This window comes from Pseudomonas sp. SWRI51 (assembly GCF_014268825.1).
Classification (GTDB): domain Bacteria; phylum Pseudomonadota; class Gammaproteobacteria; order Pseudomonadales; family Pseudomonadaceae; genus Aquipseudomonas; species Aquipseudomonas farsensis.
Window position 1 is genome coordinate 13,723 of the sequence record NZ_JABWRG010000034.1, and the last position, 14,018, is coordinate 27,740.

A 14,018-nucleotide genomic window follows, 5' to 3' on the forward strand; every position below is an offset into this window, starting at 1 on the left:
GCAAGCCGGCAAGCCTCGACTCGAAGCTTGCCGCTCGCAGCTTACAGCCGCGCGATTAGATGTCCAGCAGCAGGCGGGACGGATCTTCCAGCAGGTTCTTGATAGTCACCAGGAAGGTCACGGCTTCCTTACCATCGATCAGGCGGTGATCGTACGACAGCGCCAGGTACATCATCGGGCGAATTACCACTTGGCCATTAATGGCCATCGGGCGCTGAATGATGTTGTGCATACCCAGAATCGCAGCCTGCGGCGGGTTGACGATCGGGGTCGACATCATCGAACCGAAGGTACCACCGTTGGTGATGGTGAAGGTACCACCGGTCATTTCTTCGATCGACAGCTTGCCGTCACGGGCCTTCTTGCCGAAGGTAGCGATGCCGTTTTCGATTTCGGCCAGCGACATCGATTCGGCGTTACGCAGTACCGGTACTACCAGACCACGGTCGCTGGAGACGGCAACGCCGACGTCGGCAAAGCCGTGGTAGACGATGTCATTGCCATCGATCGAAGCGTTGACTGCCGGGTAGCGCTTCAGCGCCTCGGTAGCGGCCTTGACGAAGAACGACATGAAGCCCAGGCGTACGCCGTTGTGGGTCTTCTCGAACAGGTCCTTGTACTTCGAACGCAGGGCCATGACTTCGGTCATGTCGACTTCGTTGAAGGTGGTCAGCATGGCCATGTTCGACTGGGCTTCGACCAGACGCTCGGCGATCTTGGCGCGCAGGCGGGTCATCGGCACGCGCTTCTCGGTGCGGTCGCCAGCGGCGACGACAACCTGGGCAGCAGCGGCAGCAGCCGGCTTGGCAGCGGCAGCAGGTGCCGACTTCTTGTTGGCGACGGCGGCGACGACGTCTTCCTTGGTCACGCGACCGCCTTTGCCGGTACCGGCAACAGAGGCCAGGTCGATACCGTTTTCTTCAGCCAGCTTGCGTGCAGCAGGTGCGGCGACTGGGTCGTCTTCGCCCGCATCGGCAGCGCCAGCCGGGGCTGCGGCCGGGGCGGCAGCGGCTGGCGCGGCGGCAGCACCGCCTTCCACGATCGAACCCAGGACTTCGTCGGACAGGACGGTTTCGCCCTCGCCCTTGACGATGTCACCCAGCACGCCATCAGCGGTGGCCAGGACTTCCAGGACGACCTTGTCGGTCTCGATGTCAACGATCAGCTCGTCACGCTTGACGGCTTCGCCCGGCTTTTTGTGCCAGGTGGCGACGGTGCCGTCGGCGACCGATTCCGGGAAGGTTGGGGCTTTGATCTCGATAGCCATTAGCAGTGTTTCCTTAAATTCGGTTTCAGGTGCACGAAGGCGTTAAACAGTGAAGGCGTCTTGCAGCAGTTTTTCCTGCTGTTCGGCGTGCTTCGATGCGTAACCACAGGCTGGCGCGGCGGAAGCGTCGCGGCCGGCGTATTCGAGGTTCAGTGCCTTGTTGTGGCGACCCAGAATACGGCGCATGTGGTGCTGGCTGCTGTACCAGGCACCCTGGTTCATCGGCTCTTCCTGACACCAGACTGCAGCTTTGAGGTTGGTGTACTGAGCCAGGATCTCGACCAGGTCATCCTCAGGGAACGGATACAGCTGTTCCAGACGCAGGATGGCGATGTCTTCACGGCCCTCGGCACGGCGTTTTTCCAGCAGGTCGTAGTAGACCTTGCCGCTGCACAGCACCAGGCGCTCGACCTTGGCCGGATCGATTGCATCGATTTCCGGGATCACGGTCTGGAACGAACCTTCGGCCAGGTCTTCGAGGGTCGAAATGGCCAGCTTGTGGCGCAGCAACGACTTCGGCGTGAGCACGACCAGCGGCTTGCGCAGCGGGCGGATCACCTGGCGACGCAGCAGGTGGTAGATCTGTGCCGGGGTGGTCGGTACGCACACCTGAATGTTGTGCTCGGCGCACAGCTGCAGGTAACGCTCCAGACGCGCGGAGGAGTGCTCCGGGCCCTGCCCTTCATAACCGTGCGGCAGCAGCATGGTCAGACCGCACAGGCGGCCCCACTTGTGCTCGCCGCTGGTGATGAACTGGTCGATCACCACTTGCGCACCGTTGGCGAAGTCGCCGAACTGGGCTTCCCAGATCACCAGCGCGTTTGGCGTGGTGGTGGAGTAGCCGTATTCGAAGGCCAGTACCGCTTCTTCCGAGAGGAAGGAATCGTACAGGTCGAAACGCGGCTGACCCGGGAACAGATTCTGCAGCGGAATATAGGTGCTGGCGTCCTTCTGGTTGTGCAGTACCGCGTGGCGGTGGGAGAAGGTGCCACGGCCGATGTCCTGGCCGGTCATGCGGATCGGGTGACCTTCGAACTGCAGGGTGGCGTAGGCCATGGTCTCTGCATAACCCCAGTTGATCGGCAAGCCACCGGCCTGCATCTTCTGGCGATCTTCGTAGATTTTGGCAACCTGGCGCTGGACGACGAAGCCTTCCGGCAGCTCGAGCAGCTTGGCGGACAAGTCCTGCAAGGTCTTGAGGTCGAAGCGGGTGTCGTGACGCGCAGTCCAGGCATGGCCCAGGTATGGACGCCAGTCGACGAACAGCTCGCGGTTCGGCTCCTTGACCAGGCTCTTGACCACATGCAGGCCGTTATCCAGCGCATTGCGGTAGTCGTCGATCTTGGCCTGGGCGCGTTCGGCGTCGATACGGCCAGCCTGGATCAATGCCTCGGCATACAGCTCGCGAGTAGTGCGCTGCTTGCTGATCTGCTGATACATCAATGGCTGGGTGCCGTTAGGCTCGTCAGCTTCGTTGTGGCCACGGCGGCGGTAGCAAACCAGGTCGACTACCACGTCACGCTTGAACTGCATGCGGTAATCGATGGCCAGCTGGGTAACGAACAGCACCGCTTCCGGGTCATCGCCGTTGACGTGCAGGATCGGCGCCTGAATCATCTTGGCAACGTCGGTCGCGTACTCGGTGGAGCGCGCGTCCAGCGGGTTGCTGATGGTGAAACCAACCTGGTTGTTGATCACGATGTGCACGGTACCGCCGGTCTTGAAACCGCGGGTCTGCGACATCTGGAAGGTTTCGAGCACCACGCCTTGGCCGGCGAATGCCGCGTCACCGTGGATCGAGATCGGCAGTACCTTGTCGCCAACAGCATCGTTGCGACGGTCCTGACGGGCGCGAACCGAGCCTTCCACAACTGGCGAGACGATTTCCAGGTGGGACGGGTTGAACGCCATGGCCAGGTGGACTTCGCCGCCTGGAGTCATCACGTTCGAGGAGAAGCCCTGGTGGTACTTGACGTCACCGGAGCCCAGCTCGTTCATCTTCTTGCCTTCGAACTCGTCGAACAGCTCGCGCGGGTTCTTGCCGAAGGTGTTGACCAGCACGTTCAGACGGCCACGGTGGGCCATGCCGATAACGACTTCCTTGACGCCATAGGAGCCGGAACGCTGGATCATTTCGTCCAGCATCGGAATCAGGCTCTCGCCGCCTTCAAGGCCGAAGCGCTTGGTGCCGGGGTACTTGGTGCCCAGGTACTTCTCAAGGCCTTCACCGGCGGTGACACGCTCGAGCAGGTGCGATTGCACATCGGCGGAAAAATCAGGGCGGCCACGGACGCTTTCCAGACGCTGCTGGAACCAGCTGCGCTGCTCGGAATCGACGATGTGGGTGAACTCGGCACCGATGGTGCGACAATATGTCTTCTCGAGCGCCTCGAAAATTTCGCGTAGGCTCGCTTCCTCTTTGCCGATGAACAGGTCGCCGGCACGGAAGGTCGTATCAAGATCGGCATTGGTCAAGCCGTAGTGATTGATCGACAGGTCTACGGGCGCAGGGCGCTGCCACAACCCCAACGGGTCGAGCTTGGCAGCCTGATGGCCGCGCATACGATAGGCCTGGATCAGTCGCAGAACTTCAACCTGCTTCTTCTCGTGTTCACTGCTCACGCTCCCGGCGGAAACCGGTTGGGCGCGGCGCTGGTTCTTTGCCAGCAGTACGAAATGGTCGCGGATTGTCGAGTGCGATACATCAGTAGCGGTGCTGCCGTCGGCGGGCAACTTCTGGAAGTAGGTGCGCCACTCTTCTGGCACAGCGTTAGGGTCGTGCAGGTAGAGTTCGTAGAGCTCTTCCACATATGCAGCGTTACCACCTGAAAGGTGGGCGCTTTCCCACATGCGCTGCATCACGCTTTCTTGCATGCTTGGTCACCCTCGGTTAGGGGACTAATCGGCGAGAACCTCAGAAAACATGGAAAAGTCCGAACACAGCGACTGAACCACGCCACTTGGATCTTGCTGATCTTCCGGGTACCAGCCCGGAAAGCCCCTGCTGGTCTCATATCTTCATAGGTAATGAGCGAGGGCCTTGTAAGCCCTGCTCGATTATTGCCTTGGTGCGGGCTCACCACCCGCACCTTGGCATACTGCAGTTACAACTTTTTGAATCAGGTGCCGCTTTGCAGCAGCATGTTACGCACGTGGCCGATAGCCTTGGTCGGGTTCAGACCCTTGGGGCAAACGTTCACGCAGTTCATGATCCCGCGGCAGCGGAATACGCTGAACGGGTCATCCAGGGACGCCAGGCGCTCCTGAGTTTTGGTGTCACGGCTGTCGGCCAGGAAACGGTAGGCCTGCAGCAGCGCAGCCGGGCCGAGGAACTTGTCAGGGTTCCACCAGAACGACGGGCAGGAAGTCGAGCAGCAAGCGCACAGGATGCACTCGTACAGACCGTCCAGCTTCTCGCGCTCTTCTGGCGACTGCAGACGCTCGATGGCCGGAGCCGGCGTGTCGTTCTGCAGGAATGGCTTCACCTTCTCGTACTGCTTGTAGAAGATGCTCATATCGACGACCAAGTCACGAATGACTGGCAGGCCCGGCAGCGGACGCAGAACCAGCTTGCCCTTCTTCACCACACCCGACAGCGGGGTGATGCAGGCCAGGCCGTTCTTGCCGTTCATGTTCATGCCGTCGGAACCGCACACGCCTTCACGGCACGAGCGACGGTACGAGAAGCCCTCGTCCTTTTCCTTGATCAGTGCCAGCACGTCCAGAACCATCAGGTCCTTGCCGCCGGTATCGACGTCGAACGACTCCATCTTGGGGGCCGCGTCGGTGTCGGGGTTGTAGCGATAAACTTCGACTTTCAACATAGCAGCCACCCTTAGTAAGTCCGGATTTTCGGCTCGAAGGCCGGAACGGTCTTCGGCGCAAAGTTGACGCCACGCTTGGCTACGCGCTTCTCACCCGGGTAGTACAGGGTGTGGCACAGCCAGTTCTCGTCGTCACGGTCTTCGAAGTCTTCACGGGCGTGAGCGCCGCGGGACTCTTTACGGGTTTCGGCCGCGATGGCGGTAGCTTCAGCGACTTCCAGCAGGTTCTGCAGCTCCAGCGCTTCGATACGCGCGGTGTTGAAGGCCTGGGACTTGTCGTTGATCTTGACGTTGGCGATGCGGTCACGCAGGCCAGCCAACTGCTCGATGCCCTTCTGCATGTATTCGCCGGTACGGAACACACCGAAGTAGTTCTGCATGCAGCTCTGCAGTTCGCGGCGCAGGCTTGCAACGTCTTCGCCGGTGGTGCGCTCGTTGAGCTTGTTCAGGCGGTTCAGGGCAACGTCGATGTCGGTGTCGCTGGCATCGTTGTAGCTGACGCCGTCGCTCAGGGCCTTTTCCAGGTGCAGGCCAGCGGCGCGACCGAATACCACGAGGTCGAGCAGCGAGTTGCCGCCCAGGCGGTTGGCACCGTGAACCGATACGCACGCCACTTCACCTACGGCGAACAGGCCAGGGATGATCTGGTCCTTGCCTTCGGTATCCATGGTGATGGCCTGGCCATGAATGTTGGTGGCAACGCCGCCCATCATGTAGTGGCAGGTTGGAACGACCGGTACCGGCGCGACCACTGGGTCGACGTGGGCAAAGGTCTTGGACAGCTCGCAGATACCTGGCAGGCGGCTGTGCAGCACTTCCTCGCCAAGGTGGTCGAGCTTGAGCAGCACGTGGTCCTTGTTCGGGCCCACGCCGTTGCCGGCGATGATCTCTTTGACCATGGAACGGGCAACCACGTCGCGACCTGCAAGGTCTTTGGCGTTCGGCGCGTAACGCTCCATGAAACGCTCACCGTGGGCGTTGATCAGGTAACCACCTTCACCACGGCAACCTTCGGTGACCAGCACACCAGCGCCGGCGATGCCGGTCGGGTGGAACTGCCACATTTCGATGTCCTGCACCGGTACGCCGGCACGCAGGGCCATGCCGATACCGTCGCCGGTATTGATCAGGGCGTTGGTGGTGGAGGCGTAGATACGACCAGCACCGCCAGTGGCCAGAACGGTGGCCTTGGACTTGATGTACATGGTTTCGCCGGTTTCGATGCAGATTGCGATCACGCCGACGAACGCGCCGTCCTGGTTCTTCACCAGGTCAACCGCGTAGTACTCGTTAAGGAAGGTGGTGCCTGCCTTCAGGTTGCCCTGGTACAGGGTGTGCAGCAGTGCGTGACCGGTACGGTCGGACGCGGCGCACGTACGGGCAGCCTGGCCACCCTTGCCGAAGTCCTTGGACTGGCCACCGAACGGACGCTGGTAGATACGGCCGGTTTCGGTACGCGAGAACGGCAGACCCATGTGATCCAGCTCGAAGACCGCAGCCGGGCCTTCCTGACACATGTATTCGATAGCGTCCTGGTCACCGATGTAGTCGGAGCCCTTGACGGTATCGTACATGTGCCAGCGCCAGTCATCGTTCGGGTCGGCCGAGGCGATGGCACAGGTGATGCCACCCTGGGCGGAAACGGTGTGCGAACGGGTCGGGAACACCTTGGTGACTACTGCGGTCTTGTGGCCGCCTTGAGCCAGTTGCAGCGCTGCGCGCATGCCGGCGCCGCCACCACCAATGATGATGGCGTCGAAGGAAATCGTTGGAATGCTAGCCATGAATCAGATACCCCAGAGAATCTGCACACCCCAGACGAAGTAAGCGAACATCGCAACGCCGCATACCGCCTGGAACAGGAAACGTACCGCAGTGGCCGACTTGCCCAGCGCCATCGGCGTCAGGTAGTCGGTGGCAATGGTCCACATGCCGACCCAGGCGTGAGCGCCCAGGGCCACCAGGGCCAGCAGACTGAAGATACGCATCGCGTTGTTGGAGAACAGACCGTGCCACTGGGCATAGTCGATCCCTGGATGGGCGACGAGGTAGCCGATCAGGAAGATGAAGTAAGCCGCGAGAACGACCGCAGAAACACGCTGCGCCATCCAGTCATAGAGGCCCGAACGCGAAAGGTTCGTGACGTTAGTTACCATATCCAAACTCCTGCCAGAACGATCACCACTACAGACACAGCGATGATGATTTTCGAGCCCAGTCGTCCGCCTTCAAGCGTCTCGCCGACGCCCATGTCCATGATCAAGTGGCGCACACCGGCAACCAGGTGATACAGCAAGGCAGACAGCAGACCCCATGCGATGAACTTGGCCAGCGGGCTGGTCAAGCACGCCTTCACTTCACCGAAACCTTCAGCCGATTCCAGGGACTTGCTCAATGCATAAAGCATGATGGCCAGGCCGAGGAAAAGAATGATGCCGGAGACACGGTGCAGGAATGACGTTACGCCGGTAATGGGGAGTTTGATGGTCCTTAAGTCTAGGTTTACAGGTCGTTGGCTTTTCACGGCTTTTTTCACACTGAAGAGCCCCTAGCAAGCAGGGCAAAGTTGTTGGTAAGTGTACTGGTCAGGTACCCACCATCGGAGAGAGCGACGACACCCAGCGGGTCAGGCAAGAAAGCCTCTGGGAGTCGGCTGCCGAGTATAGACAGTTAGGTTGCTCATGACAACGCAGGGGGCTAGCCCGAATAGCGCATTGCCTTTGGCGAACAAAAGGCGTAAACGGGCGATAATTTCTCGAAAAATCAGGCTTCAAGGGGTGTTTCAACCAGCCTTTAGGCAAATTGACATCTGAATTTATCCCTCTATAGTGGTGCGGGCCCTGCGTGGGGGGTCTGTCTGATGATTTCAAGCATTAATAGGAGGCCACATGGCTGACAAAAAAGCGCAGTTGATCATCGAGGGCAATGCCCCCGTCGAACTGCCCATTTTAACCGGCACCGTTGGTCCCGATGTCATCGACGTCCGCGGGTTGGGGGCATCCGGTCACTTCACCTTCGACCCGGGTTTCATGGCGACCGCCTCGTGCGAGTCGAAGATCACCTACATCGACGGTGATAAAGGCATCCTGCTGCATCGCGGCTACCCGATCGAGCAGCTCGCCGAACAGTCCGACTACCTTGAAACCTGCTACCTGCTGCTGAACGGCGAACTGCCGAACGCCGAGCAGAAAGCCCAGTTCGTCAGCACCGTGAAGAACCACACCATGGTCCACGAACAGCTGAAGACCTTCTTCAACGGTTTCCGTCGCGACGCCCACCCGATGGCCGTGATGTGCGGCGTAGTCGGCGCACTGTCGGCGTTCTACCACGACTCGCTGGACATCAATAACCCGCAACACCGCGAAATCTCCGCGGTGCGCCTGGTCGCTAAAATGCCGACCCTGGCAGCGATGGTCTACAAGTACTCCATGGGCCAGCCCATGATGTACCCGCGTAACGACCTGACGTACGCAGAAAACTTCCTGCACATGATGTTCAACACGCCGTGCGAGATCAAACCGATCAGCCCGACGCTGGCCAAGGCCATGGACCGGATCTTCATCCTCCATGCCGACCACGAGCAGAACGCCTCCACCTCCACCGTGCGCCTGGCAGGCTCTTCGGGTGCCAACCCGTTCGCCTGTATCGCTGCCGGTATCGCCGCACTCTGGGGCCCGGCCCACGGCGGCGCGAACGAAGCCGTACTGACCATGCTCGATGAAATCGGCGATGTTTCCAACATCGACACATTCATCGCCAAGGCCAAGGACAAGAACGACCCGTTCAAGCTGATGGGCTTCGGTCACCGCGTTTACAAAAACCGCGACCCGCGCGCCACCGTGATGAAGCAGACCTGCGACGAAGTCCTGGGCGAGCTGGGCATCAAGAACGATCCGCAGCTGGAACTGGCCATGCGCCTCGAAGAGATCGCACTGACCGATCCGTACTTCATCGAGCGCTCGCTGTACCCGAACGTGGACTTCTACTCGGGCATCATCCTCAAGGCCATCGGCATTCCGACCAGCATGTTCACCGTGATCTTCGCCCTGGCACGTACCGTGGGCTGGATCTCGCACTGGAAGGAAATGCTTTCCGGCCCGTACAAGATTGGCCGCCCGCGCCAGCTGTACACCGGCGAGCCGCAGCGCGACATCGTCGAGCTGAAAGACCGCAAGTAAGCCTTTCGCACTATCCGGACTGCCTCGGCACAACGCTGAGGCAGCCCCCTCCTCCCCCTACCGGGAACCAACTCCGCCTTACACCCCGCAGCGCATTTCAAGATGATCGGCACGGCCATCGTGCAACCCAATCATCACGTGAGATGCAAAACATGCCAATAGACCAAAGCTACGATTTCTTCGACAACCTCGAGCTGCTCGCCCCCGCCCCACAACCTGGCCTGGCGATGCCAGACTCGTTTGCCCCCTCCCCACCCACTGACGCACCCTCACTCGCTGGCGTCATGGACAACAAAATCATCACCTTCACCGACAACCTCGAATCCAAGTTCAAGGAAGCCGCCAAATACAGCGTGCAGATCTCTCAAGCAGCCGCCAACAAATCGTTCAACCAAATAACGCAACGCCTGGAATGGCACGGGGCGTACTCAGAGGCGCTGAGGCATTGCGGCTGGATCGGCACATCCAACAACTTTGTCAAATATAAAGAAGCCGAAGCCGAAGTGAACATGGAGCTTGTAGCGATCGAACTCCTCAAGCTCGCCATGGGCCCTACTATCTCACGCGTCCTGGACGTTACCATCGCTGCGATCCAGGCCCTGAAGGCGAACACCGAACTGACGGCGAAACTACAGAAATCAGCATCCCAAGGCGAGAGCGGGTCATTCAACATCTTGCCGTGCCTGCAGCAGGGTAAGGACGTAGTGATGTACGACCAAGCCATGACGTACCAAAGGAGAAGTAACAGCGGCGGTTTCTGGTTCTGGTCATGGAAATCGTCAGACATCAACCTGGAACAAGTCGCCAACAAGTGGGAGCTCAACTTTGACCACTACCAGGCACTGGAGGCTCAAATAAAGGCCAAAATTGGCAAGCATTCATCCGATTTCTTCGATGAACTCGACCTCTGAGCGACATGGCCACCCCCAAAAAGGGCTCCCACTGTGGATACGTTTCCCAGCCTCTACCGCAACGCCGGAATAGTACTCATCGACCACACACCTGCAAGCGAACCGCAACAGGGGTACATGAGCTCGATTTTGCTCGCCCAACTAATTGCAAATCAGCAACACAAGGTCGACACCCCCAAGGAGTGGCAACACACCCTGCTGACAGCATTTGCAAAATTAGGCTGGCTCGTCACGACGTCCAGCAGTCGACACGTCACTCAAAAGACGCCCTTTACCCTGGGGGACTTGCTTGCCAGAGAGCCAAACCTAGGAAAACCGACCCTGCAACACTGCCTTCGAAGGCTCACAACAGCACAATCCAATGCATTATGCGCACACTGCATTTTGCCTCTAGAGAATGGAAACACAGCCATTCGCGTTGGTCTGGGGGTGATTGCTGACAACGGATTACTAGACCTGACAATAGTGTCATTCATTGCCAGTTCGCCCTCGGGCGCATGCCTGGCAGCGCGGTTTGAAAGTTGCAGCCGCGACCCCCTCACGGTGGCGATAGATCATCACGTCATCATGGCACCAGAGACATATGCCCCCGCGAAAGACCGCAAGGTGACCGACGCCTTAGGGAACCATTACAGCAAGGAGATTGAGAGAATCTACCCCCTTAATTAACCGCACCGACCAGAAGCGCCTCGGCGGCTTCTGGTCGGCAGCGCGATCAAGGCCGTTCGGCGCGTTCGCGCAAGGCCTTCAAGGTATTGAATGGCGCATCCACCACAAACTTGTTGGCCAGCCACGAAGGTACGCTGCCACCCGGCTCGGTATGCACCTGGTACGTGACCTCGGTGCTATCACCCTTGGGCACCAGCTTCCAGAAGCCTTCGACCTGCACCACCCGCACATAACCGCTCTCTTCAGGCAGATACGTAGGCACCTCTTTGAGCGTGCGCGTGACGCTGCCGTCAGCCTCCTGCACGGTGGTCACCTGCAGCACCGAATCGCGCGGGGTGACTGGCCATGGGGTATTGAACTGGGTGTAGGTCCAGCTCTGCGCGCCTTCGTGCTTGAGCAGCTTCTGCGACTTGCACTCGTGCACCCAGGCACAGGCGCCGGCTACGTCCTCCTGCAACGCCTTGACCTTGGCCAGCGGCGCCTTGATCAGGGTAACGCCGCGATACGCCTTGTACTTGGAACCCGCCACTTCACTGAGCGACACCTTGATGCCGTCTTCATCTTTGGCCACCTGCCAGTTCTCGGCCCAGGCGCTCGGCGCCAGCACCGCACCCAGGCTACACAGCAGAGCAATACGCTTGATCGATCTCATCATCTTGTTCCTTGTTGTCGAAGATCCAACCTGTCACGCCGCCGTCACTTGCTCCAGCCAGCCAATGATGCGTATGGCTTCATCCCGATCATTGCCGCACACCGCCACCTCCGCCTTGAAACCACCACACACTTTGGGCCGCTCGGGCTTGCCGAACAGAGCGCAGAGGTTGTCTAGGTTCAGGTGCAGGCAGCGCTCCCCCGCCGGCTTGCCCAGAGGCATGCCAGGAATGGCAGAGCTGATGGATGGGGCGATGCAGCAAGCACCACAACCCTCACGGCAATTCATGAAAACAGGACTCCCAGGAGCAAGACGGGACGAACGTCCCTGGATACTAACCGCTCAAACATACGTTTGAAATTACCAGGCAGATGAAATCGACAGTGACCCGGTAGTCAGTTACGGAATTCGAAATCGAGGGCAGCGCCGTCAACATCGCGGCGGCTGTCATTGCGCATCTGCAACTGCATTTCGTTGCTGATCAGCCGGCCGTTGAGCTGGAACGGGCTACCGTCTGACTCCGGCTTTGCGGGGAACATGGATGGCAATATCGGCTTGCGCACCACAGGCCCATCACCGACATCAGGCTCAAGCTGGTTGACCATGCTTTTGGGTAGCGAGAGGTCCAGCTTGGGCTTGGGCAATGGTTTGGCCACTGCCGTGTTACGGGCAGCGCGCCTGGCCTTTGGCTTGGCCTTGCTGGCCGCCTTGGGCTTGGCCTTGGTCACAGGCTTGGCCGAGGGCTTTACCTGGGCTTTGCTTACCGGCTCCGCAGCCGCCGCCATGCCTGCCGGCAGCCAAGGCAGCGCTAGACACAAGGCAAGGACAAGAGGACGAAACACGTTGAGGGCCACCGCAGGCAGAGTCAGAGGTGCGTATGCTCCCTTTTCCCTGCCGCTCTGACAAGCCTACAAAAGTGATGGGGTCGTGTCTCTGCACAATTGATGAGCCAGCAGACCGAGCGTAATCACGGCACGTTCGGCCTCTTTATTCCACGGAATGCCGCAATTTAGCCGGATACAGTGATTGAATTGCTCGGTGTTACTGAATATCAGCCCAGGGGCGATGCTGATGCCCTGCTCCAGCGCCCGCACGTGCAGGTCCTGGGTGTTGACCCTGCCCGGCAGGCTGACCCACAGGATGAAGCCACCGGTTGGGCGCGTCATCTGCGTGCCGTCAGGGAAGTGCTGCTGGACAGCCAACTGGTAGGCGGTCAGGTTCTTGCGGTATTCCTGGCGAATGAAACGCAGGTGGCGGTCGTAGCCGCCGTTTTCCAGATAAGCCGCCACGGCCATTTGCGTCACGCTGCACGCCGAATGGGTGGTGAAAGTCTGCAAGCGCTGGATCTCATCCTGGTAACGCCCCGCGATCATCCAGCCCACCCGCACACCCGGCGACAGGGTCTTGGAAAAACTCGAGCAGTAGATCACCCGGTCCAGTCGATCGTAAGCCTTGAGCGCCTTGGTACGGCCCTGCTCGAACATCAATTCGCCATAGATATCATCTTCGACGATCTGGATATCGAAGTCCGAGGCCAAACGCAGCAACTGCTTCTGGCGGTCTTCCGGGATAGTGCCGCCCAGTGGGTTGCTCAGCCGCGCGGTCAGCACCAGGGCCTTGATCGACCATTGATTGGCCGCCAGTTGCAACGCCTCAAGGCTGACACCGGTGGACGGGTCGCTGGGAATCTCGATGACTTTCAGGCCCAGCAGGTCAGCAAGCTGCAACAGGCCGTAATAAGTCGGCGACTCAGCAGCAATCAGGTCCCCCGGCCGGGTCAGTACCCGCAGCGCCATTTGCAGCGCATCGACGCAACCATGGGTGATCACTACCTCGCGCGGGTCTACCAGCACACCGGCGTCGCGCATGCGAATGGCAACTTGCCGGCGCAACGGCTCGAAACCTGGGCTGAACATGTAGCTGAAGGCGCGAGGGCTATGGAACCGAGTGACCTTGGCCAACTGCTGGTGCAAGGCGCGCACCGGCAAATAGTCCACGTGCGGGACCGCCGCGCCGAACGGGAACACCCCGTCACGGCGAGCCTCGGTCAGCACCTGCTGGATGATACTGGCGCGAGTCACCAGGCCCGGCCGCTCGACGCGGGCGATATCGGGGGTGAGCGCAGTCAGGGCGGGTGTCTGGTGCACGTAGTAGCCCGACTGCGGGCGCGCGCGAATCAGGCCCTGGTCCTCGAGATTGGCGTAAGCCTGCAGCACGGTGGCGTGGCTGACGTTGAGCTGCGCGCTCATCTTGCGTACCGAGGGCACTCGCTCGCCCGGCTGGTAGACACCGCGACGGATGTCTTCGGCCAGTTGCTGGGCGATGCGCTGGTACAGCAGCAGGTTGGTCATGGCGTGTTCTCGAAGCGCGGACAGGTCATTGTTCTTGTGTGGCCTACAGCCAAGCCAGAATACCGTAACAGTTGCAAAGTGTACTGGGACAGATCAGAGATTAGTCAACAATACAGTTACGTGACAGCGAAACGGTGAACAGCCGCACTTACAAAAAGCCCCGCTG

Annotated in this window: 13 protein-coding genes; 3 read left to right on the plus strand and 10 right to left on the minus strand. The window is 59.8% G+C overall.

Translation table 11 applies throughout. The features are described from left to right. Window positions 1-55: 55 nt before the first annotated feature. From odhB to sdhC, 6 genes are all read right to left on the minus strand, one after another. Window positions 56-1,267, minus strand: coding sequence for a 2-oxoglutarate dehydrogenase complex dihydrolipoyllysine-residue succinyltransferase (odhB, locus tag HU720_RS12485; protein WP_186520233.1), 1,212 nt, complete (start codon window positions 1,265-1,267; stop codon window positions 56-58). Window positions 1,268-1,309: 42 nt separating this feature from the next. Continuing rightward, window positions 1,310-4,141, minus strand: a complete 2,832-nt coding sequence (locus tag HU720_RS12490; protein ID WP_186520234.1) for a 2-oxoglutarate dehydrogenase E1 component — start codon at window positions 4,139-4,141, stop codon at window positions 1,310-1,312. A gap of 245 nt (window positions 4,142-4,386) precedes the next feature. Then, the gene (locus HU720_RS12495; protein WP_186520235.1) at window positions 4,387-5,091 is read right to left on the minus strand and encodes a succinate dehydrogenase iron-sulfur subunit; all 705 of its coding nucleotides are present in this window, start codon (window positions 5,089-5,091) and stop codon (window positions 4,387-4,389) included. Window positions 5,092-5,102: 11 nt separating this feature from the next. Continuing rightward, window positions 5,103-6,875, minus strand: a complete 1,773-nt coding sequence (gene sdhA / locus HU720_RS12500) for a succinate dehydrogenase flavoprotein subunit (protein ID WP_186520236.1) — start codon at window positions 6,873-6,875, stop codon at window positions 5,103-5,105. Window positions 6,876-6,878: 3 nt separating this feature from the next. Beyond that, the gene (sdhD, locus tag HU720_RS12505; RefSeq protein ID WP_186520237.1) at window positions 6,879-7,247 is read right to left on the minus strand and encodes a succinate dehydrogenase, hydrophobic membrane anchor protein; all 369 of its coding nucleotides are present in this window, start codon (window positions 7,245-7,247) and stop codon (window positions 6,879-6,881) included. Next, complete coding sequence (gene sdhC, locus HU720_RS12510; RefSeq protein ID WP_186520238.1) at window positions 7,241-7,627, minus strand: succinate dehydrogenase, cytochrome b556 subunit; 387 nt, start codon at window positions 7,625-7,627, stop codon at window positions 7,241-7,243. Before sdhC ends, sdhD begins: the two co-directional genes overlap by 7 nt. Before the next feature lie 352 nt (window positions 7,628-7,979). Here sdhC and gltA point away from each other — a divergent pair, with 352 nt between their 5' ends. The 3 genes from gltA (at window position 7,980) to HU720_RS12525 (ending at window position 10,849) form a co-directional block, all read left to right on the plus strand. Then, window positions 7,980-9,269: a citrate synthase gene (gene gltA / locus HU720_RS12515; protein WP_186520239.1), complete on the plus strand. Its 1,290-nt coding sequence runs from the start codon at window positions 7,980-7,982 to the stop codon at window positions 9,267-9,269. Between the two features lie 152 nt (window positions 9,270-9,421). Beyond that, on the plus strand, window positions 9,422-10,180 hold the full coding sequence (locus HU720_RS12520) for a hypothetical protein (protein WP_186520240.1): 759 nt from the start codon (window positions 9,422-9,424) through the stop codon (window positions 10,178-10,180). A 33-nt stretch (window positions 10,181-10,213) separates the two neighbouring features. Next, on the plus strand, window positions 10,214-10,849 hold the full coding sequence (locus HU720_RS12525; RefSeq protein WP_186520241.1) for a hypothetical protein: 636 nt from the start codon (window positions 10,214-10,216) through the stop codon (window positions 10,847-10,849). A gap of 46 nt (window positions 10,850-10,895) precedes the next feature. Here the strand turns inward: HU720_RS12525 and HU720_RS12530 are convergent, their stop codons facing one another. From HU720_RS12530 to HU720_RS12545, 4 genes are all read right to left on the minus strand, one after another. Beyond that, window positions 10,896-11,501, minus strand: coding sequence for an START domain-containing protein (locus HU720_RS12530; protein ID WP_186520257.1), 606 nt, complete (start codon window positions 11,499-11,501; stop codon window positions 10,896-10,898). 33 nt (window positions 11,502-11,534) lie between these two features. Next, on the minus strand, window positions 11,535-11,789 hold the full coding sequence (locus tag HU720_RS12535) for a YkgJ family cysteine cluster protein (RefSeq protein WP_186520259.1): 255 nt from the start codon (window positions 11,787-11,789) through the stop codon (window positions 11,535-11,537). A 107-nt stretch (window positions 11,790-11,896) separates the two neighbouring features. Continuing rightward, window positions 11,897-12,343, minus strand: coding sequence for a hypothetical protein (locus HU720_RS12540; RefSeq protein WP_186520242.1), 447 nt, complete (start codon window positions 12,341-12,343; stop codon window positions 11,897-11,899). Between the two features lie 66 nt (window positions 12,344-12,409). Further along, window positions 12,410-13,852 carry a PLP-dependent aminotransferase family protein gene (locus HU720_RS12545; RefSeq protein WP_186520243.1) on the minus strand — a complete coding sequence of 481 codons (1,443 nt, stop codon included), beginning with the start codon at window positions 13,850-13,852 and terminating at the stop codon, window positions 12,410-12,412. Between the last annotated feature and the right edge of the window lie 166 nt (window positions 13,853-14,018).

What these genes read in the sequence shown, in the direction of transcription:
- odhB (WP_186520233.1), bottom strand. Translation starts at nt 1,267, where the DNA reads ATGGCTATCGAGATCAAAGCCCCAACCTTCCCGGAATCGGTCGCCGAC.
- HU720_RS12490 (WP_186520234.1), bottom strand. Translation starts at nt 4,141, where the DNA reads ATGCAAGAAAGCGTGATGCAGCGCATGTGGGAAAGCGCCCACCTTTCA.
- HU720_RS12495 (WP_186520235.1), bottom strand. Translation starts at nt 5,091, where the DNA reads ATGTTGAAAGTCGAAGTTTATCGCTACAACCCCGACACCGACGCGGCC.
- sdhA (WP_186520236.1), bottom strand. Translation starts at nt 6,875, where the DNA reads ATGGCTAGCATTCCAACGATTTCCTTCGACGCCATCATCATTGGTGGT.
- sdhD (WP_186520237.1), bottom strand. Translation starts at nt 7,247, where the DNA reads ATGGTAACTAACGTCACGAACCTTTCGCGTTCGGGCCTCTATGACTGG.
- gltA (WP_186520239.1), top strand. Translation starts at nt 7,980, where the DNA reads ATGGCTGACAAAAAAGCGCAGTTGATCATCGAGGGCAATGCCCCCGTC.
- HU720_RS12520 (WP_186520240.1), top strand. Translation starts at nt 9,422, where the DNA reads ATGCCAATAGACCAAAGCTACGATTTCTTCGACAACCTCGAGCTGCTC.
- HU720_RS12530 (WP_186520257.1), bottom strand. Translation starts at nt 11,501, where the DNA reads ATGAGATCGATCAAGCGTATTGCTCTGCTGTGTAGCCTGGGTGCGGTG.
- HU720_RS12535 (WP_186520259.1), bottom strand. Translation starts at nt 11,789, where the DNA reads ATGAATTGCCGTGAGGGTTGTGGTGCTTGCTGCATCGCCCCATCCATC.
- HU720_RS12545 (WP_186520243.1), bottom strand. Translation starts at nt 13,852, where the DNA reads ATGACCAACCTGCTGCTGTACCAGCGCATCGCCCAGCAACTGGCCGAA.